Raw genomic sequence first — 19,599 nt, forward strand, 5'->3', positions numbered from 1 at the left:
TCGTCGACCCCTGCCGCCCTGCCCTGATCGGACCCGTCCATGGACCTCGTCTCCGTCCGCACCGTGCGGACACCGTCGCACCGCGACGACCTCGCCTTCGCACCCGGTGACCGCCCGCTCGGTGGCGGCACCTGGCTCTTCTCGGAGGAGCAACCCGGCCTGACCGGGCTCGTCGACCTGACGACCCTCGGGTGGCCCGACGTCGAGCGGACGCCGGGCACGCTGACGATCGCGGCGACGTGCACGATCGCCGCGCTGCTCCGGGTGCACCCGGACCCCGACTGGGCCGCCTGGCCGCTGGTGGACCGGTGCGCGAACGCACTGCTCGCCTCGTTCAAGGTGTGGAACGCGGCGACCGTCGGCGGGAACGTGGCGGTCGGGCTGCCGGCCGGGGCGATGACGGCGCTGCTCGTCACACTCGACGCGACCGCGGTGGTGTGGACGCCGGACGGCGGGGAGCGCCGCGTGCCCGTCGAGCAGCTCGTGCTCGGCGTGCAGACGCTGGACCTCCGGCACGGTGAGGTGATCCGGGCGTTCGACCTGCCGGAGGAAGCGCTGCGCGCGACGACCGGGTTCCGCCGGGTGTCGCTCAGCCCGCACGGCCGGTCGGGCTCGCTCGTCACCGCACGGTGGTCGGCGGCGGGCTTCGTGCTCGTCGTCACGGCGGCGACCCCGCGGCCGGTGGTGTTCCGGTGGTCGTCGGTGCCGTCGGCCGACGAGGTGGACGCCGCCCTCGACGCCGTCCTGGGCTCGGACGAGGACTGGTACGACGACCCGCACGGATCACCCCGGTGGCGACGTGCGGTGAGCAGCGTGTTCGCCCACGAGCTCCGCGACGAAGCCGCCGAGGCAGCGGGCGCACCGGGAACGACCGCAGCGACGGCGGGCACTCGATGAGGCTCGAGGTGGACGGCACCCCGCTCGAGGTCTCGCCGCAGCCCGGTCAGGTCCTCCGCACGCTGCTGCGCGAGCACGGCGTGACCTCGGTGAAGAAGGGCTGCGACGCCGGTGACTGCGGTGCCTGCACGGTCCTCGTCGACCAGGTGCCGGTGCACTCCTGCATCACGCCCGCCCACCGGCTCGAGGGCCGCACGGTCACCACGGCCGCCGGTCTCGGCACCCCGGAGGACCCGCACCCCGTCCAGCGTGCGTTCGCCGAGGCACCCGGGTTCCAGTGCGGCTTCTGCACGGCGGGCTTCGTCGTCACCGCCTCGACGCTGACCGAGGACGACCTGGCCGACCGGCACCGGAAGCTCAAGGGCAACCTCTGCCGCTGCACCGGGTACCGGGCGATCGAGGACGCACTCGACGGCGTCGCGAACACGACCTGTGCGGCACCGGGCGCGGCGATCGGCACCTCGGTCACGGCCCCCGCGGCCCGACGCATCGTCACCGGCCGCGAGGAGTACACGCTGGACGTCCCGAGCGACGGGCTCCGGCGCACCGAGGCGCTCCTGCACCTCGCCGTCCTCGGCAGCCCGCACCCGCACGCCCGCATCACCGCGATCGACACCACCGAAGCCGCGGCCCTACCCGGCGTCCGCGCCGTGCTGACCCACCACGACGACCCCGGCGTGCTGTTCTCCACCGGCCGCCACGAGTCACGGCTGGACGACCCCGACGACACCCGCGTGCTCGACCCGGTGCTGCGGTTCCGCGGCCAGCGCGTCGCCGCGGTCGTCGCCGACAGCGTCCGGATCGCCGAGCAGGCGTGCGCCCTGGTCCGGGTCGAGTACGAGGTCCTCGACAGCGTCCACGACCCGGATGCGGCACGTCGGCCGGGTGCCCCGCTCCTGCACGGTGACAAGACGACGGCCGAGCACCGGATCGCCGAGCCGGCGCGGAACGTCGTGGCGAGCCTCCACGGCGGTACCGGCGACGTCGAGGCCGCACTGTCCGCGTCGGCCGCGACCGTCGACGGGGTCTGGACCACCGGCCGCGTCTCGCACGCGGCCCTCGAGACACACGCCACCCGCGGGTGGGTGGACCCGGACGGGAGGCTCGTGCTCCGGACCGCCACGCAGGTCCCGTTCCTGGTGCGGGACGAGATCGCCCGCGTCTTCGCGCTCGACCCGGCCCGGGTGCGCGTCGTCGCGAAGCGGGTGGGCGGCGGGTTCGGCGGCAAGCAGGAGCTGCTCACCGAGGACCTCGTCACCCTGGCGGTGCTGCGGACCGGCCGTACCGTGCAGTTCGAGTTCAGCCGCCGGGACGAGTTCACGGTCGCACCCACCCGGCACCCGATGCGTGTCCGGGTCCGGCTCGGTGCCGATGTCGACGGCACGCTCACGGCGCTGCACGTCGACCAGACGATGGACACCGGGGCGTACGGCAACCACGGCATCGGCGTCATGTTCCACTCGGTCAGCGAGTCCGTCGCGGTGTACCGGTGCCCGGTCAAGCGCGTCGACGCCGAGTCGGTGTACACGAACAACCTGCCGTCGGGGGCGTTCCGCGGCTACGGACTCGGGCAGGTGGTGTTCGCGATCGAGTCGGCGATGGACGACCTGGCCCGCGAGCTCGGCCTCGACCCGGTCGAGTTCCGCCGGCGGAACGTCGTGGTGCCGGGTGACCCGCTCGTCGTCACGGACCCGCACGAGCAGAGCGACCTGCAGTGGGAGGGCAGCTACGGGCTCGACCAGTGCCTGGACCTCGTCGAGGACGCCCTGGCCGGACCGCTGCCCGAGGTACCGCGGATGGACGGGCCGGTGCTCGACGGTCCAGGGCTCGACGGTCCGGGGCTGGACCGTTCTGCCCACTGGGCGTTCGGCACCGGTGTCGCCCTCGCGGCCATCGCCACCATGCCGCCTCGGGGCCACCACGCCCACACCTCGGTCGAACTGCTGCCCGGCGGGCGGTACCGGATCGGCGTCGGCACGGCGGAGTTCGGGAACGGCACCACCACCGTGCACACGCAGCTCGTCGCCACCGCACTCGGCACCACACCCGACCGGGTCGACGTGCACCAGTCCGACACCGACGCCGCGCGCCACGACACCGGGGCCTTCGGGTCCGCCGGGGTCGTCGTCGCCGGCCGTGCCCTGTACGCGGCAGCGCAGGCGCTCCGCGACGACCTGACCGCCCGGGCCCTGGCACTCGTCGCAGCCCGCACGCCGCGGACCGCCTCCGGCGTGCTCGGTCCGGCGGTCACCGTCGAGCCCGAGGGCGTCCGCGTCGGTGACGAACTCGTCGGGCACGCGGAACTGCTCGCCGAGGGGCCGCTCGTCGCCCACGCCAGCCACGACGGCACCCCTCGGTCCCTCGCCTTCACGGTGCACGGAGCCCGGGTCGCGGTGCACCGACCGACCGGCGAGGTCCGCATCCTGCAGAGTGTGCAGGCCGTCGACGCCGGCACCGTCCTCAACCCGGAACAGCTCCGCGGCCAGGTCGAGGGCGGCGCGGCCCAGGCGATCGGCTCGACGCTCTACGAGGAGGTCGTGCTCGACGCCACCGGCCGGGTCACCACCGATGCCTTCCGCTCCTACCGGGTGCCGAAGATCTCCGACGTGCCGCGGACCCAGGTGCTGTTCGCCGAGACCTCCGACCCACTCGGCCCCCTCGGTGCGAAGTCGATGAGCGAGGCGCCCTACAACCCCGTCGCCCCGGCCGTCGCGAACGCCGTCCGGGACGCGATCGGCATCCGGCCGTACCGCCTGCCGATGACCCGCGACCGGGTGTGGGCGCTGCTGGCGGACGCGACCGACGCCGGGGGTGCCTGATGTTCGAACTGGCACCGCGCCTCCTGGCCGTGCTCGACGGCGGCGAGCCGATCGTCGTCGCGACCGCCGTCGACGTGCAGGGCAGCGCGCCGAGCGGCACCGGCACCTCGATGGCCGTGCTGCCCGGCGGTGAGGTCGTCGGGACGATCTCCGGCGGATGCGTCGAGGGGGCGCTCTACGACAGCGCCGAACAGGTCCTGGCGACCGGCGTCCCGGTCCTGGAACGGTTCGGGTTCGAGGACCCCTCCGACCCCCTGGCCGACTGGGCACCGGGCCTCCGCTGCGGAGGCCGGGTCGAGGTCCTCGTCCACCGTGTCCTGCCGACCGACACCGTCGTGGTCGACGCACTCCGCGCCGCCGCTGTCGGGACGCCGACGTCGCTCGGCCTGTCGCTCGACGCGGCTTCGCTCGGCACGGTCGTGACGGCGTTCGACGGCTGCCGGACCCGCGTCTTCACCGAGTACGCCGGCGGACGGGCGCGGTGCATCGTGGTCGGCGCGGTCGAGTTCGCCGTCGACGTGACGAACACCGCGGCGATGCTCGGCTACGCGGTGACCGTCGTCGACCCGCGGCCGGTGTTCCTCACCGCCCAGCGGTTCCCGGCGGCGCAGGAGCGGATCGTCGGGTGGCCGCCGCGGGTCCTGGCCGACACCGCGATCGGACCGGACACCGTCGTCATCGTTTTCACCCACGACGACCGATTCGACGCCGAGGTGCTCGACCTGGCGCTCCGCCGTGGTGCCGGGTACGTCGGGGCGATGGGGTCACGGGCGACGCACGAGCGACGGCTGTCGGTGCTGCGGGACCTCGGCACGCCGGACGCCGGGCGGCTGCGGTCCCCGATCGGCCTCGACATCGGCGCTGAGACCCCGGCCGAGATGGCGCTGTCGATCATGGCGGAGGTGGTGGCGGTCCGGCGAGGTGCTTCGGGCGGCGCGCTCGTCGGCGGCAGCGGGCCGGTGCACCGACGGTCGGTCGAGGACGCCGTGTCCCGGTGAGTCAGTGGGCAGACGCCACGAGCCGCCGGAAGAGCGGGTACCAGTGCCGCTCGGCCAGCACCGACCCTGCACTGCCTGCGATCCACTCGCCCGGGACGACGGGTACAGCGTCGGTCGTCCAGACGGCGAACACCGCGACCGGGGTCGGCCACTCGTACTCCGGTGTCGGCACCGTGACCGTGTTACGGACGGCTCCGACGTACCGGAGTGGCACGGGACCACCGACCACCTGACGGGCGAGACCGGCGATCGCGACCGCGCCGTCGTGGTCCTCCGCACCGACGCGCGCCGTCGGCAGGTCGAGCTTGCCCGACCCGTCGCGGCGCGTGCAGAAGACGCGGTCCTCGTCGGTCAGCAGCAGGCGGACCAGCCCGGTCGGACGGAGCACAGGGCCGCCGAGGACGACGTCTGCGACACCGCCCGGCGGCAGCCACGGGGCGTCGACGGTCGACGCGATGACCTCCGGGGCGTCGTCCTGCACCGGACGAGGGTACCCAGCGGACGGGTATCTCGCGACCACAGCACGCGACGGGACCTCAGCCGACGGGGGTGAGCCGCGCCTCCCGGCCGTGGTCCGGTACCGGAGCGCCCGCGCCGGACACCGGCAGGGTGAGCACGAACGCCGCGCCGTCCAGGACGATCGGGTCGGCCGCGACCAGCTCGCCGCCGGACGCCCGGGCGATCCCGCGCGCGATCGGCAGGCCGAGGCCGGCGCCGCCGCTCCGGTCCTCGCGTCCGTCGTTCAGGCGGACGAGTCGGTCGAAGACCCGCTCGCGGTCGGCAGTCGGGATGCCGACGCCGTCGTCCTCGAGTCGGACCACCGCGGTGTCCGCACCGTCGGCAGCCAGGAGCGTGAGGAGCAGGTGACCGTCTCCGCCGGTCGCCCGGGCGGCGTTGTCGGCGAGGTTGCCGAGCACCTGGGCGATCCGGTCCGCGTCGAGCAGCGCCGGCACCGGATGGTCCGGCACCCGGACGTCGAGGTGCACGGACGGCAGCCGCAGGACCAGCCGCTCCGCCTCGGCCATCAGGAACGCGGCCAGGTCCACCGGGCGGCGGTCGAGGTCGATCCCACGGTCCAACCGCGCCATCGTGAGCATGTCGTCGACGAGCCGGGAGGCGCGCCCCGCCTGCCGCACGACGTGCACCGCGAGCTGCTCCTGCTGCTCCCCCTGCACGCCCGCGCGGATCAGCGTCTCCGCGGCCGCCCGGACACCGGCGACCGGGGTGCGGAGTTCGTGAGCGGCATCGGACAGGAACGCCCGGAGGCGCAGCTCGGCCTGGACAGCCTGGTCCTCCGCCCCCTCGACCGCGTCGAGCATGGTGTCGAGCGCGGTCGCGACCCGGCCGATCTCGGTGTCGTCCCGGTGCGGTCGGAGGCGCCGGCCACGGTCACCGCCGGCGATCGACATCGCGGTCGACGTCACGACGTCGAGCGGTCGGAGCGCCCGTCGGACGACGAGGGTGACACCGACGACGGCGACGACGAGGAACCCGGCGGAGGCAGCGCCCATCACCCAGCCGAGCGTCGCCAGAGTGGACTGGACGTCGCGCGTGCCGGTCGTCAGCGTCAGGACCGTGCCGTCGTCGAGCCGTGACCTGAGGGTCAGGACGCCGTCGTCCTCGGAGGTCGTCGAGGACACCACGGACGCGCCGTCCGCGCTGCCGGTCGTGGTGCGGCCGGCGCCGGTGCCCGTGCCGGTGTTCCCGGCAGCGGCGCCCGGGCCTGATCCCGGCGCGGGCAGGTCCCCCGGGTCGGGCGGTCCGGTGCGGAGCTGCTCGGGCGACGGGCCGGCCTGCACCTCGGCACCGTCGGGCTGCACGATGCGCACTGACAGGCCCTGCATCGAAAGACGGTCGGCGAGGTCGTCGGCATCGACGGTCCCGACGAGGGCCGCCGCCGCCGACGCCCGGTCGCGCAGCCGGTCGACGGTCTGGGCGCGGAGCTGATCGCCGAGCAGGACCTGCACCGCGATGCACAGCCCGCCGAGCAGGACGGCCAGGAGGAGCACGATCGCCACGACGGTCCGCAGGCGGAGGGACGTGGTGCGGAGCGCGGGCGGCGCGGCTGTCGCGGGCGGTTGCGTGGTGTCGCCGACCACGACGCGTCGGCGGTTCACGCGGCGACCCGCTCAGCGCTCATCCGGTAGCCCAGCCCGCGGATCGTGTGGATGAGGCGCGGGCCGTTCGCCTCCATCTTCCGCCGCAGTGCGCTGAGGTGCACCTCGACGATGTTGGGGTCGATGTCGTCGTACCCCCACACCTGCGTCAGGATCTGCGCCTTCGACAGGGTTCGGCCACGGCCCTCGGCCAGGAAGCAGAGCAATCGGAACTCGGTCGCGGTCAGGTCGAGCAGCGCACCACCACGGCGGGCGGTCGCACCGTCCGGATCGACGACGAGATCGCCGATCTCGACCACGGACGGGATCCGCCCGCGCCGCCGCAGGACCGCGGTGACCCGGGCCACGAGCTCCGCCATCGCGAACGGCTTCACCACGTAGTCGTCGGCCCCTTCGGCGAACCCCCGCAGCCGGTCGTCGAGCTCGTCGCGCGCGGTCATCATCACCACGGCCGCGTCCGACACCGACCGCACCCGGGCAGCCAGCACGATGCCGCTCGCCCCGGGCAGCATCCAGTCGAGCACCACCAGGTCGGGGCGGCCCGAGGCCAGGTCGTCGACCAGGGTGTCGCCGTCACCGGCGGTGCGCACGGCGAACCCCTCGGCTCGGAGGCTCGAGGCGACGGCGGTGCGGATGGACTCATCGTCGTCGATGACGAGGACGCGGGCGGGGAGGGTCACGCCGGGAACCGTAGGCGTCCACTGCGAGCAAGGAGCATGGAACGACCTGGGCAACGCCTGTGCTTCAGTTCTGCTTCAGACACGACTTCCAGCGTGGTCCACAGCGAGCCGGACGGGTTCGTCACGACCACGAGGAGCACCCCGATGCACCAGAGCAACCAGCACAACGACCACGACGACCGCAACCAGAACGACCAGCCCACGGAGCAGTACCCGGTGGACCACTTCGCCGCAGCGCCCACCACGGCCCCCGCAGCTGACCGCGCCGCCGGCCGACGACGCTTCGCCCGCCGCGCGGGCATCGGTGCCGCGGTCGCCGCCACCCTCGTCCTCGGCGGGGTCGGCGTCACCGCGGCGATGGCTGCCGGTCCGGGTGACGGTGGGAACAACAGCGTCACCGCGCCGACGGGGGCGCCGAGCGGAGCACCGTCCGGGGCACCCACCGGTGCGCCGACGGGAGCGCCGAGCGGTGCACCCGCAGGTCCGGGCGCAGCCGGTGGTGCCGCCGGCGGCCCGGCAGGTGGTCCCGCCGGTGGTCCGGCAGCCGGGCCGGGAGCCGGCCCCGGAGCCGGTCCGGCCGGCGGAGCCGCCACGTGCGGTCCCGACGGAGCAGCACCGAAGGCCGACGGCAAGGCGCCCACACCGCCGAAGGCCGACGGCAATGCGCCGACTCCCCCGGCGACGGACGGCTCGGCGCCGACCCCACCCACCCCGGGTGACGCGCCCACCGGTGCCCCGACCGACGCACCGACGTCCGGTTCCTGACGTGACCCGGCCGGGAGGCGCGGTGCGGGTCCGACCCGCACCGCGCCTCCCGGCCGCTCAGGACGCCTCGCGGTCGTGGATCGTCTCCCTGACGACGGATTCCGTCATCGAAGCGGCAAGCGGAGCAGGAGCGAATCGCCGTGCACAGCGTCCCGTTCCCGCTCGCCGGTGGAGACGAACCCGAGTTCGTCGAGCACGTTGAGCGATACCGTCATCCACTCGCGAACCGTCGCGGCCAAGTGATCGTGGCCGACCACCACGGCGCGACCGACGATCACTCGTGATGCTTCGGTCGCGAACCCTTGACCCCAGAACTGTTGCAGGAGCTCGAAAGCCAGCTCGGGTTCGCAGGTGTCCCGCTTCCGCCTGCCCAGGAGCCGATCAACTGTTCGGAGCCAGAGCCGGGAGCTAACGACGCTGACGGTGCAGGCCTCGGAGCGCGACCTTGAGCCAGCGTCGGCAGACGTAGATCACGCCGAGGAGGCCGACAGCGGCGGGGATGAAGATCGGCCAGGCAGTCGTGAAACCGAGCACGAGGGCCAGGGCCTCGAATCCGATCAAGGACGCTGCTCCGACGTACAGCGTCGCCGCAGCATCGTTGAGTCGCCACCACAGTGCTGCCGCTCGAGCTCGGACCGCTCCGATGCGAGGCGACTTCTCCTGAGGCGAGGGCACCCCGTCAGGATCGCAGCCTGGTGAGCTCAGGGCCAGCCCTCTCCCGATCGAGTGGGCTGTCTGCCTGTCTGCTTTGTCTGCATGTCTCGCCGCAACGGTGGCGATCGAGCGCGTCGGTCTTCCGGTGTCAATCGTCCCGAACGTCAGGGGCCCTGCCAGTACGGGACACATGCACCAGCAGAGCAGGCACGGCCGCCAGCACCGCGCCGATCACCCACAGCAGCGGCGACGGTGACAAGCCGCCGTCGGGGGAATCGCTCGGTCCGGCTCGCATGAAGAGGACGGCGTCGACGACGAGTACCGCGGGGACCACGAGAAGCGCCGTGGTTCCGAGCCAAGCGAACTTCCGCGCACCCGTACCGAGGACCGCGCACACAGCGAGGGCGCCTCCGGTCACCACCGTGACCATCACGAGCACCACCAAGCCCGGCAAGCCCGTCAGCAGAACGGCGACGGCACCGCCGTGGGTGAACTGGGCGGCGACGGCGCCGACTGCAGCTGCCAGCAGCACATGCGGCCACGGTCCCGCCCCGGTGCGTCCGCTTCCGTCGGTGTCCCCACGAGTCACGGCCTGATCCTCGCATGGACAGGCAAGGCCAGTTCGATCGCGAGTGGATCGCCGCCGGAGCCGTCCGAGGACCGATGACCGATGACCGATGACCTCAGCCGAGGACACCGGTGTGCTCGAGGACGACCTGCACTCCGATGAGGATGAGCACCACACCGCCGGCGATCTCGGCCGGCTTTCCGAAGCGGGCGCCGACCCGGCGGCCGACGGCGACGCCGACGAAGCTCAGGACCGCGGTCGTGATGCCGATGAGCAGGACCGCCCACCCGATCGACACCGGCAGGAACGCCAGCGTGACGCCGACCGCGAGGGCGTCGATGCTCGTCGCGATGGCCAGCACCAGCAGCTCACGGATGCGCAGCCGGTCGGTGTCCTCGTCGGTGTCCTCGTGCCCGCGGAACGCCTCCCACAGCATCTTGCCGCCCACGAGCGCGAGCAGCCCGAACGCCACCCAGTGGTCGTAGGCGGCGATCGACCGGGCGAACGTCGTGCCGAGCAGCCAGCCGAGCAACGGCATCAGCGCCTGGAACAGACCGAAGACAATCGAGATCACCACGGCCTGCCGGACGTTGAACCGCTTCATGTGCAGGCCCTTGCCGAGCGCGACGGCGAAGGCGTCGGCGGAGACGCCGAGCGCGATGAGGAAGAGGGCCCAGAACGACATGGGGTGGCGCCTTTCGAGATGACAGCGGAGACACCGTCGTCTCGGAACTCGTCGATCCTGCCATGTCGCGAACGTCGTCCGGAGCGAAAAAGGCCTGATCAGAGGGATTCGGGACGACGAATTCGAGCGTTCGACGGCCCGCCCCGAGAACCCGGTGTGTCACAGAACGGTAACGAGGACAAACCGACCCAAACCGGTTCGCGACCGGCCCCGAATCACTGTCACAAGCCGGGAAACACCCGCAAGCGCTCACCAGCAGCTCACCGCTGGTTCTCCACCCCCACCGCCGGGGTGTGTTCGGCGCGCTGTCACCAACCGCGCCGAGCGCGTTCAAGCAAAGGAATGAAGACATGCGCAAGTCCCTGAAGAACACGATCACCCTCGCCACCGCCGGCGCGATCGTCCTGGGCGGTGCCGGCTTCGGCATCACCGCCGCCAACGCCTCCACCCCGACCGTGCACACCGTCTCCTCCAGCTCCGCGTCGAAGATCCCCGCACCGGTCGCCTCGGTCCCCGAGGTCCTCGGCGGCAACACCTCCGTCGCCCTCGACAAGGGCTTCACCGACGCCCTCACCTCGCTGAAGCTGACCCCGGGTGTCTCCGGCAACGCCAAGCTCGCCGACGGCGCCGTGTCGTTCCCGATCACCTCCGGCTCGGTCACCTACTGGAGCCCGGACGGCAAGTACCGCCCCTACGTGCAGGGCCTGCTGAACCACGACGACTCCGGCCTGACCCTCAAGGCCGGCGACACCACCGTCACGCTCGAGAACTTCGTCGTGAACCCGGGCTCCTCGAAGCTCTCCGGTGACGTCCTCGTCAACGGCAAGGTCGCCGTCGCCAACGCCTACCTCTTCTCCCTCCACGGCGGGACGCTGAAGCCGCTCCAGCTCGAGGGCGACAACGCGATCCTCACCGGCACCACCGTCCACATCTCCGACGACGCCGCGAAGCTGCTCAACAGCACCTTCAAGACCGACGCCGTCAAGGGCGGCCTGCTCGTCGGCACCGCCACCATCACCGCCCAGATCAAGTAACACCCGGCGCGTCACCGAACGCACCAGCAACACCACGAGAACGCCGCCCCGGCACACACCGGAGCGGCGTTCTTGCGTCCCCGCCGCCATGCCGGGAGGCGCTGGCCGGCACCACGACACCGCTACACTCCGCAACGGGGCGCGACCGCGTGCTCCGGGGAAGGTGGGGACGTGTTCCAGGACACTCTCGGCGGCGGGCACATCGCCGTCCTGCTCGTGATCGTGCTGCTCGAGGTCGGCGCACTGGTGGTGCTCTGGCGTGACCGGACCCGCTCGCAGCTGGCGAAGGTCGTCTGGACCGTGGTCGTCATCGCGCTGCCGGTCCTCGGCGCGCTGGGCTTCCTGCTCAACTGGGCGCTCGGACGTCTCGCCGACCGGCTGAACCGGGCGCGCTGACCGGCGCGTCCTGACCCGGGCGCGCCGACCGCCGTTCAGGGACGGTAGTCGGGCCGCTGTTCGTAGAGCTTCCGCTGTCCGTCCAGGTCGTGCGTGTGCGCTCCGGACATCGCGCCGATCGTCTTCGCCACCGACTCGATCGCGAAGAGCAACCCGCGAACCACGTTCCCCAGGATCCGCATGACGGTCCTCCCTCGTTCTGCGAACCGTACCCCGGCGACCGAGCCCGCGTCGAGACACGCCCGTCAGTGGTCGACGCCCTCCCGATCCCGAGACACCGCGGAACCCGGCGGCGTCTCAGCACAAGGGCGGCGTCTCACGGAGACGGGGGCGTCTCGGCACAAGGACGGCGTCTCGCGGAGCCAGCCGCGTCTCACGGACGCGCGCGCCCCCGCGCCAGCCGCTCCCGCAGCCGGGCCGCCAGCTCGCCCTCATCAGCCGTGACGAGCCTCCCGTCCCGCACCACCGCGCGCCCACCGACGACGACGTGCTTCGGCCGCCGCCCCGGCGACGCCCAGAGCAGTCCGGCGACCGGGTCCGCGACTCCGGCGTCCGCGACACCGGACACGTCCCAGACGCAGAGGTCGCCCGCCGAACCGGCCCCGAGGTGACCGAGTTCCGGCCGCCCGAGCCCGATCGCGGACCCCTCGGTCGCCATGCCGAGCACCTGACGTGCCGGTAGCTGCGGTCCGACCAACGCAGAGACCTGCATCGCGAGCCGCGCGTCGGCGAGCAGGTGTCCGGCGTCGTTGCTGCCGCCCCCGCTGGTGCCGAGGCCGACCGGCACGCCCGCGGCGGCGAGCCGGGCGACGGGCGCGATCCCCCAGCCCATCGGCACGTCGCAGCCCGGTGCGTGGGTTGCGGTGACCCCGGCGGCAGCGAGGCGCCCGATCTCGTCGTCGGTGACGTCGCAGAGGTGCGCGACGGTCACGTCCGGTGCGAGCCAGCCCCACTCCTCGAGCAGGTCGAGCGGCCGACGCCCGTACCGCTCCAGCGCGATGGCGGTGTCGACCTGCTCGTTCGCCTGGGTCCGCCGACGGAGGCCGTGCTCCGCGGCGACATCGCCGAGCGCCCGGAACGTCGCCTCACCGTCGGAGTGCACACCCGCGGGCCCGACGGCGATCTGCAGCCGGCCGTCCGGGTCGGTGCCGCCGACCGCCTCTTCGTGCAGCAGTGCCCGGACGATCGCGTCGGCCGACGCCGCCGCCCGCGACGGGTCGTCGCGCGCGCTCCCCCGGACGAAGACGAGCCGGCCGCCGAGCCCGCGGACAGCGTCGACGGTCGCCGCGGCGAGCGCGACGGTCTCGTCGGGGTTCGCCCCGGTCGGCCAGTTCAGGTGGTGGTCGGAGATGGTCGTGACGCCGGACAGGAGGCCCTCCGCGGCTCCGACCGCCGCCGACGCCCCGTACAGCTCGGGGTCGTGACTCGCTGCTCCGTACGCCTGCGCCATCGTGGGGAGCCAGTCCGCCATCGGCACCCCGCGCGTGCCGGGGAGCGTGCGGAACGCGGTCTGCAGCAGGTGGTGGTGGGCGTTGACGAGTCCGGCGGTGACGACACAGCCCGAGGCGTCGAGGGTGGACGCGACACTGCTGCCGTCGTCGACGACCACGTCGCCGTCGCGTTCGGTGCGGGGGTCGACGAGGACGCGGAGGGCACCGGTGACGGTCAGCATGGGGAGTTTGTAGCAGGGCGCTGTTTCGGGCGCGTGACGCCGGACGTTCCGGGAGGGACGCCCCGCGTTCGCGGGAAACCGGCCGGGAACACCCGCGAAACACGGGGTCCCTAGGGTCCCGGACATGACCCAGACCCTGATCCGCGGCGGGTGGGTACTGACCGCCGCCCCCGACGCCTCCACCACCCCGTCCGCGATCCGGGACGGCGCGGTGCTGCTCGACGGCGACCGGGTCGCCGCGGTCGGGTCGTTCGCCGAGCTGTCGGCAGCGAACCCGGACGCGACGGTCCGCGGTGGGGCGAACGACATCGTCACCCCGGGCTTCGTGAACACGCACGGGCACTTCAGCGAGGGCCTCATCACGGGCATCGGCTCGCAGTACACGCTGTGGGAGTGGCTGAACGCCCTGATCTCGCACGTCAACCCGGTGATGACGCGGGACAAGGCGTACGCGGGCACGATGCTGCAGGGCATCCAGATGCTCCGGAGCGGGGTGACGACGGCGAACGACATGTTCTGCTCGGACCCGATCGCCGACGAGCCGGCGACGCCGGGTGTCGTCCAGGCGCTCGAGGAGCTCGGGCTCCGCGGCGTCGTGTCGTTCGGCTCCGGGGACGTCGACCGCGGATTCGGTCCGGCGCCGATCCTGGAGGAGTTCGACGCCCTGCGCGAGGCCGCCGACGCCAGCCGGTACAGCACGTTCCGGGTCGGGATGTCCTCGATCGGCCGGTACTCGGACGCCGCGTGGCAGGAGCACATCGACTACGCGGTCGACGGCGGCCACGGCATCCACGTGCACGTGCACGAGGTCCGCGAAGAGGTCACTGCCGCACGCCAGCGCACCGGCAGGACCGTCGTCGGGCACGCCGAGGCGACGGGCATGTTCCGCGTGCCGGTGATCGCCGCGCACAGCGTCTGGATGGACCGTCAGGACCGCGAGACCTACGCGGCGAACAGTGTCGGCGTCGCGCACAACCCGGTGGCGAACGGCATCCTGGCGAGCGGCATCGCACCGGTCGCGGAGCTGCGGGCCCTCGGGATCCCGGTCGGCATCGGGGTGGACGGCCCGGCGTCGAACGACTCGCAGGACTTCCTGCAGGCGATGAAGACCGCGGCGATCCTGGCCCGCATCCGCGACCTGCAGGCGACCGCGATGAGCGCCCGGGAGGCGTTCGAGATGGGTACGATCGGCGGCGCCCGAGCACTGCGGATGGAGGCGGAGATCGGATCGCTGGAGCCCGGCAAGCGCGCCGATCTGGTGGTGTTCGACGGTGAGAGCCCGACGCTCGCGAACGTCCACGACCCGTTCCAGGCGGTCGTGTTCGTGGCCGGCAGCCGCGAGGTGAAGGACGTCTGGGTCGACGGCGAGCTGAGCCTGGCCGACTTCGAGGTCACCCGCGTCGACGTCCGGGAGGCGGTGGCTCGCGCCCGTCCGTTGGCTCGCCAGCTCGTCGAGCAGGCTGGGCTCGAGCGCCTGTCGGCGCTGACCGGCGGGCCGCTCGACGACACCGAACGGCCGTAGGCCCGGCGACGCCAGGTCAGAGCTCGAGCACCAACCGGGGGCAGCCGGCCGCCGCGCGGGAGACGCAGACCATCATGGTGCGGTCGTCGGCCTGCTCGGCGGGGCTGAGCACGGTGTCCCGGTGGTCGACCGCGCCCTCGAGGACGGGGGTCTCGCACGTGCCGCAGGTGCCCTCGCGGCAGGACGACAGGACGAAGGCCCCGGCGTCCTCCGCGACCTCGAGCAGGGACCGGTCGGCAGGGACCGTGACGGTCGTGCCGGTCAGGGTGAGCTCGACCTCGAAGGACTCCCCCGGGGCGTCCACGTCGGCGGCCGGTTCGAAGCGCTCGACGCGGACGCTGCCGGCCGGCCAGTGCGCGGCGGCGGCTTCGACGGCGTCCATGAGACCCCGCGGACCGCAGCAGTAGACGACGGCGTCCCGCGGTTCGGCGAGCAGCCCGACCACGTTCAACCGGGGCGCCTGGTCGGCCGCGGCGAGGACGACCCGGTCGGGGTGCGCGGCCAGGAGCTCGTCGGCGAACGCCATCCGGTCGCGGGAGCGCCCGGCGTAGTGCAGCTCCCACGGCGTCCCGGCCTGCTCGGCGGCGGCGATCATCGCGCGGATCGGGGTGATCCCGATGCCGCCGGCGACGAAGACAGCGGGCCGGTCGGGGTCGAAGCCGAAGTGGTTGCGCGGGCCGCCGACCAGGACCTCGTCGCCGATCCGCAGGGTGTCATGCACGGCGACGGACCCGCCCCGACCACCGGCTTCGCGGAGGACCGCCACCCGCCAGTGCCCGTCCGGGGTGGTGGTGACGAGCGAGTACTGGCGTTCGGTGCCGGGCACGACCTCGAGGTCCACGTGGGCGCCGGGCTCCCAGTCAGGCAGGGCACCACCGTCGACGGGGGCGAGGTCGAGCGTGACGACGTCCTCGGCCACCCGCTGCCGGTCGGCGATGCGCATCCGGTGCCGGGCCTCCGCACCGTTCGTTGTGCCAGCGCGGTTCGTGAACCCGATGCCGTTCGAGATGCCGGGCCCGCTCATGATGCCGCTCCGGCCCGCGGGGTCTCCTTGACGACGATCATGTGGAACGCGCTGCCGTCGGCACTGCACCAGCGGTGCCCGGTGCCACCGCGGTAGTACGCCGAGTCGCCGGGCCCGAGCCGGACGACGTCCTGGCCGCGGAGGTCGAGCAGGACGTCCCCGGCGAGCACGGTGAGGAACTCGTCCTCGCGGTGCTCGAAGTACTCCCCCGGTTCGGTGTTGTCGCCCTTCCACTCGAGCGGCTCGAAGGCGTGCGGGCCGGCGTGCACGAGCAGCCGGGCCTCGCCGCTGGAGAACGGCCCGCGGGCACCCTCGCCGGAACGGAGCACCTCGGGGCGCCGGTCGTCGGGCTCGTCGCGGACCGGGGCCCCGGCGGCGAGGAGGGCGACCTGCGTGGTGTCGAGCGCGGCGGCGATCTTCTCGAGCGAGACCATGCTCGCCCGCGAGTGTCCGCGCTCCACCTGGCTGAGGAACGGGTGCGACAGCCCGGTCCGTTCGGCGAGCTGCACGAGCGTCAGACGCGACGAACGGCGCAGCGCCCGGATGTGCTCGCCGACGAGACGGGCCTGCTCGTCGACGACCCGGTCGGCGACGGGCAGGTCGCGCTCGGGCAGGAGTTCGGTGTGCATCGCGCTCCGATCGTGGTCCGGACGGGCCGGGCGTTCCGTGTGGTCCATCTCGTCACAGCCGGCAACCGGAGCGAAACGGGTGGGAAACACGGCCCACCTAGCATCGTGGATGTTGATGCGATCAACATTCTCACACACGATCGAGAGGGCCCCATGGACTCGTCGCTGCCCCGCCCGATCACCCTCCTGCGGTCCGCGCTCCTGGCCGACGGCCGTCTGGTCGACGTCGCGGTCACCGGCGACACCGTCACCGAGGTCGCCCCCGCCGGCACACTCCGGGCACCGTCCGCGAGCACCCTCGAGCTCGACGGCCGCCTGCTCCTCGCCGCCCCGGCCGAACCCCACGCCCACCTCGACAAGGCCCTCAGCGCCGACCGGATCGACCCGCCGCTCGGCGACCTCGGCTCGGCCATCGCCGCCTGGGCCGCGTACGCCACGACGATGTCCGTCGACGAGATCGCCGACCGCGCCCGGACCGCGGCCCTCGCCCTGCTGTCCGCCGGCACCACCGCGGTCCGCACCCACGTCGACATCCTCAGCCACGGCGGGACCGGCACCGTCGCCGAGGCCGTCCGCGGCGCCCAGGCCCTCGTGCAGGTCCGGGACGAGCTGGCCCACCTGATGGACATCGAACTCGTCGCCCTCGCCGGCCCCCTCGCTCCCGACGAGCACGTCGAGGCGGTCCTGGACCTCGGCGTGGACCTGGTCGGCGGCGCCCCGCACCTCGCCGAGGACCCCCTGGCCGACGTCGACCGGCTGCTCGCGATCGCCCGGCGCCGCGGCCTCGGGGTCGACCTGCACGCCGACGAGAGCCTGGACGGACCGGTCACCCTCGACCACTACGCCCGGGCCGTCCGGGACTGGCCGCGCGACCGTCAGTACTCCGCCGGGCACTGCGTCCGCCTCGGCACGATGGACGCGGACCGCCTGGCCCAGGTGGTGGCCGACGTCGTCGCGGCGGACATCGGCGTCATCACCCTGCCGATCACGAACCTGTACCTGCAGGGCTGGCAGCACCCGGTGTCGACCCCGCGGGGCCTCACCGCGATCCAGGCACTCCTCGACGCCGGCGTCCGGGTGGCGGCCGGCGCCGACAACGTCCGCGACCCGTTCAACCCCGTCGGCCGGAGCGACGCCCTCGAGACCGCGTCGCTGCTCGTGACCGCGGGGCACCTGACGCCGGACCAGGCGTACGCGATGGTGAGCGACACCGCCCGGAGCGTGATGGGCCTCCCGGCCGCCGGTCCCGTCGTCGGGGCGCGCGCCGACCTGCTCGCGATCGCCGCGACCAGCGTCACCGACGCCGTGGCGAACGCCCCCGCCGACCGCATCGTCCTGTCCCGCGGGCGACTCGTCGCCCGCACCGAGATGCACCGCACCGTCGCCGCCCCGGCCCGAGACGCACCGGCTCGCCCCTGCGCCCGGGTCACTGTGCCCGAGCCCGCAACCGTCCCCGTTCCCTGACCGCGCACGACCATGCACGAGAACACGAGGTAGCCGTGACCACCACCGCACCAGCCCCCGTCACCGCGACGGACACGCTGCTCGACTTCCGGAACGTCGAGATGACGTTCCCGAACGGCACCATCGCCCTGCAGGGCGTCGACCTGACCGTGGACCGCGGCCAGTTCGTCTCGGTCGTCGGACCGTCCGGCTGCGGCAAGTCGACGCTGCTCCGGATCGCCTCCGGGCTCGAGACCGCGTCCGACGGCACCGCCGGGGTCGCCGCCGACCGGATCGGCTACGTCTTCCAGGACGCCACGCTCCTGCCGTGGCGGAGCGTGCAGGGGAACGTCGAACTGCTCGCCGAACTCGGGCACGTGCCCAAGGCCGAACGGGCCGCGAAGGCGAAGCACGCGATCGACCTGGTCGGTCTGAACGGCTTCGAGGCGAACCTGCCGAAGCAGCTGTCCGGCGGCATGCGGATGCGCGTCTCGCTCGCCCGGTCGCTGACCCTCGACCCGGAGCTGTTCCTGTTCGACGAGCCGTTCGGCGCCCTGGACGAGATCACCCGCGAACGCCTCAACGACGAACTGCTGCGGCTGTTCGTGGAGCAGCAGTTCGCCGGCCTGTTCATCACCCACTCGGTGTCTGAGGCCGTCTACCTGTCCACCGAGGTCATCGTCATGTCGGGCCGACCGGGCAGCATCGTCGGCCGGTTCGACGTGCCCTTCCCGATGCCACGCGACCCGGACATCCGCTTCACCCCCGAGTTCGCCGAACTGGTCGGCGAGGTCTCGCACGCACTCCGGGAAGGACACCGCTGATGGTCACGCTGCAGGAGGTCGCCGAGGCCCGTACCGCGCGCACCGCCGCCCGCCGGTCCTCGACCCGCACCCGCCGCTCGGTCACCTGGTGGCAGCCCGTCGTCGTCCTCGCCGTGCTCGTCGCCGTCTGGTACGCCGCCGCGTACTACTACGACCACGTCCGGAGCCTGGCGTTCCTCGTGCCGTACCCGCACCTGGTGCTCACGGCGATCGTCGCCCCGACCGGGATGAACGGCGCCCCCTCGACCTTCGGCCACGATCTGTGGACGGCACTCGGACGGACCACCGTCGTGTCGCTGACCGGGCTGGCGTTCGCGATCGTCATCGGGGTCCTCTGGGCGATGGCGATGGCGCAGGCGAAGTGGCTCGAGAACTCGCTCTACCCCTACGCGGTGGTGCTGCAGTGCGTGCCGATCCTGGCGCTCGTGCCGCTGATCGGTGCCCTGTTCGGCTACGAGTTCACCAGCCGGGTCATCGTCACGGTGATGATCGCCCTGTTCCCGATGGTGTCGAACACGCTGTTCGGGCTGCAGTCCGCCGACCGGGCGCAGCACGAGCTCTTCCGGCTGCAGCGCTCCAGCCGCCTCGCCCGACTGGTGAAGCTGCAGGTCCCCGCGGCGCTGCCGTCGATCTTCGTCGGCCTGCGGACCTCGGCCGGTCTGTCGGTGATCGGCGCGATCGTCGGCGACCAGTTCTTCCAGCGTGGCAACCCGGGCCTGGGCGTCCTCATCCAGGTCACCGCGTCCCGACTGATGGGACCCGAGCTCTACGCGACCATCATCATCGCCTCGCTCTACGGCGTCGTGGTGTTCCTGGTCTTCGGCCTGCTCGGCCGCCTGGCCGTCGGCCGCTGGCACGACTTCGGCTGACGC

21 protein-coding genes are annotated in these 19,599 nt (G+C 72.9%); 10 read left to right on the forward strand and 11 right to left on the reverse strand.

The genetic code is table 11. From position 1 onward, the window contains the following. Positions 1-39 precede the first annotated feature (39 nt). The 3 genes from DEI97_RS13010 to DEI97_RS13020 are packed head-to-tail and all read left to right on the forward strand — an operon-like array spanning position 40 to position 4,714. Positions 40-897 (forward strand): FAD binding domain-containing protein, encoded by an 858-nt coding sequence (locus tag DEI97_RS13010; RefSeq protein WP_111074801.1) that lies wholly within the window; start codon positions 40-42, stop codon positions 895-897. Beyond that, positions 894-3,716, forward strand: a complete 2,823-nt coding sequence (locus DEI97_RS13015; RefSeq protein ID WP_111074802.1) for a molybdopterin-dependent oxidoreductase — start codon at positions 894-896, stop codon at positions 3,714-3,716. Before DEI97_RS13010 ends, DEI97_RS13015 begins: the two co-directional genes overlap by 4 nt. Beyond that, a complete protein-coding gene (locus DEI97_RS13020; RefSeq protein ID WP_111074803.1) occupies positions 3,716-4,714 on the forward strand; it encodes an XdhC family protein in 999 nt (332 codons plus the stop codon). Before DEI97_RS13015 ends, DEI97_RS13020 begins: the two co-directional genes overlap by 1 nt. 1 nt (position 4,715) lies before the next feature. Here DEI97_RS13020 and DEI97_RS13025 read toward each other — a convergent pair whose 3' ends face one another. The 3 genes from DEI97_RS13025 to DEI97_RS13035 are packed head-to-tail and all read right to left on the reverse strand — an operon-like array spanning position 4,716 to position 7,511. Further along, positions 4,716-5,195: an NUDIX hydrolase gene (locus tag DEI97_RS13025; protein ID WP_111074804.1), complete on the reverse strand. Its 480-nt coding sequence runs from the start codon at positions 5,193-5,195 to the stop codon at positions 4,716-4,718. Between the two features lie 55 nt (positions 5,196-5,250). Continuing rightward, positions 5,251-6,831: a sensor histidine kinase gene (locus DEI97_RS13030; protein WP_258376696.1), complete on the reverse strand. Its 1,581-nt coding sequence runs from the start codon at positions 6,829-6,831 to the stop codon at positions 5,251-5,253. Further along, positions 6,828-7,511, reverse strand: coding sequence for a response regulator transcription factor (locus tag DEI97_RS13035; protein WP_111074805.1), 684 nt, complete (start codon positions 7,509-7,511; stop codon positions 6,828-6,830). The genes DEI97_RS13030 and DEI97_RS13035 overlap by 4 nt, the downstream gene beginning before the upstream one ends. Before the next feature lie 144 nt (positions 7,512-7,655). Here DEI97_RS13035 and DEI97_RS13040 point away from each other — a divergent pair, with 144 nt between their 5' ends. Then, positions 7,656-8,276 (forward strand): hypothetical protein, encoded by a 621-nt coding sequence (locus DEI97_RS13040; protein WP_181439229.1) that lies wholly within the window; start codon positions 7,656-7,658, stop codon positions 8,274-8,276. Between the two features lie 104 nt (positions 8,277-8,380). On the opposite strand, the gene DEI97_RS17740 is transcribed toward DEI97_RS13040, so the two are convergent. From DEI97_RS17740 to DEI97_RS13060, 4 genes are all read right to left on the reverse strand, one after another. Next, entirely contained in the window at positions 8,381-8,650 is a 270-nt protein-coding gene (locus DEI97_RS17740) for a GNAT family N-acetyltransferase (RefSeq protein WP_349814972.1), read from the reverse strand. A gap of 34 nt (positions 8,651-8,684) precedes the next feature. Further along, positions 8,685-8,951 carry a hypothetical protein gene (locus tag DEI97_RS13050; protein ID WP_284158275.1) on the reverse strand — a complete coding sequence of 89 codons (267 nt, stop codon included), beginning with the start codon at positions 8,949-8,951 and terminating at the stop codon, positions 8,685-8,687. A gap of 127 nt (positions 8,952-9,078) precedes the next feature. Continuing rightward, a complete protein-coding gene (locus DEI97_RS13055; RefSeq protein WP_146248133.1) occupies positions 9,079-9,519 on the reverse strand; it encodes a hypothetical protein in 441 nt (146 codons plus the stop codon). Between the two features lie 94 nt (positions 9,520-9,613). After that, a complete protein-coding gene (locus DEI97_RS13060) occupies positions 9,614-10,183 on the reverse strand; it encodes a manganese efflux pump MntP (RefSeq protein WP_111074807.1) in 570 nt (189 codons plus the stop codon). 350 nt (positions 10,184-10,533) lie between these two features. On the opposite strand from DEI97_RS13060, the gene DEI97_RS13065 reads away from it, so the two are divergent. Next, on the forward strand, positions 10,534-11,217 hold the full coding sequence (locus tag DEI97_RS13065; protein ID WP_111076503.1) for a hypothetical protein: 684 nt from the start codon (positions 10,534-10,536) through the stop codon (positions 11,215-11,217). A gap of 171 nt (positions 11,218-11,388) precedes the next feature. Next, positions 11,389-11,613 (forward strand): PLDc N-terminal domain-containing protein, encoded by a 225-nt coding sequence (locus DEI97_RS13070; RefSeq protein WP_181439216.1) that lies wholly within the window; start codon positions 11,389-11,391, stop codon positions 11,611-11,613. 35 nt (positions 11,614-11,648) lie between these two features. On the opposite strand, the gene DEI97_RS13075 is transcribed toward DEI97_RS13070, so the two are convergent. Next, positions 11,649-11,795: a hypothetical protein gene (locus tag DEI97_RS13075; protein WP_181439215.1), complete on the reverse strand. Its 147-nt coding sequence runs from the start codon at positions 11,793-11,795 to the stop codon at positions 11,649-11,651. Positions 11,796-11,986: 191 nt separating this feature from the next. Beyond that, positions 11,987-13,285, reverse strand: coding sequence for an amidohydrolase family protein (locus tag DEI97_RS13080; RefSeq protein WP_111074615.1), 1,299 nt, complete (start codon positions 13,283-13,285; stop codon positions 11,987-11,989). 124 nt (positions 13,286-13,409) lie between these two features. Here DEI97_RS13080 and DEI97_RS13085 point away from each other — a divergent pair, with 124 nt between their 5' ends. Continuing rightward, positions 13,410-14,807 (forward strand): amidohydrolase family protein, encoded by a 1,398-nt coding sequence (locus DEI97_RS13085; RefSeq protein ID WP_111074614.1) that lies wholly within the window; start codon positions 13,410-13,412, stop codon positions 14,805-14,807. A gap of 16 nt (positions 14,808-14,823) precedes the next feature. Here the strand turns inward: DEI97_RS13085 and DEI97_RS13090 are convergent, their stop codons facing one another. Beyond that, complete coding sequence (locus DEI97_RS13090) at positions 14,824-15,831, reverse strand: PDR/VanB family oxidoreductase (RefSeq protein ID WP_258376681.1); 1,008 nt, start codon at positions 15,829-15,831, stop codon at positions 14,824-14,826. Continuing rightward, a complete protein-coding gene (locus tag DEI97_RS13095) occupies positions 15,828-16,460 on the reverse strand; it encodes a helix-turn-helix domain-containing protein (protein WP_111074648.1) in 633 nt (210 codons plus the stop codon). The genes DEI97_RS13090 and DEI97_RS13095 overlap by 4 nt, the downstream gene beginning before the upstream one ends. 153 nt (positions 16,461-16,613) lie before the next feature. Here DEI97_RS13095 and DEI97_RS13100 point away from each other — a divergent pair, with 153 nt between their 5' ends. Genes DEI97_RS13100 through DEI97_RS13110 form a run of 3 tightly spaced genes read left to right on the forward strand, consistent with a single transcriptional unit; the run spans position 16,614 to position 19,596 of the window. Next, on the forward strand, positions 16,614-17,924 hold the full coding sequence (locus DEI97_RS13100) for an amidohydrolase family protein (protein ID WP_111074613.1): 1,311 nt from the start codon (positions 16,614-16,616) through the stop codon (positions 17,922-17,924). A gap of 35 nt (positions 17,925-17,959) precedes the next feature. Continuing rightward, complete coding sequence (locus DEI97_RS13105) at positions 17,960-18,727, forward strand: ABC transporter ATP-binding protein (RefSeq protein WP_258376680.1); 768 nt, start codon at positions 17,960-17,962, stop codon at positions 18,725-18,727. Continuing rightward, positions 18,727-19,596, forward strand: coding sequence for an ABC transporter permease (locus DEI97_RS13110; protein WP_111074612.1), 870 nt, complete (start codon positions 18,727-18,729; stop codon positions 19,594-19,596). Before DEI97_RS13105 ends, DEI97_RS13110 begins: the two co-directional genes overlap by 1 nt. The last annotated feature ends 3 nt before the right edge of the window (positions 19,597-19,599 follow it).

The sequence above is a fragment of the Curtobacterium sp. MCLR17_032 genome (assembly GCF_003234795.2).
In the GTDB taxonomy this organism is placed as follows: Bacteria; Actinomycetota; Actinomycetes; order Actinomycetales; family Microbacteriaceae; genus Curtobacterium.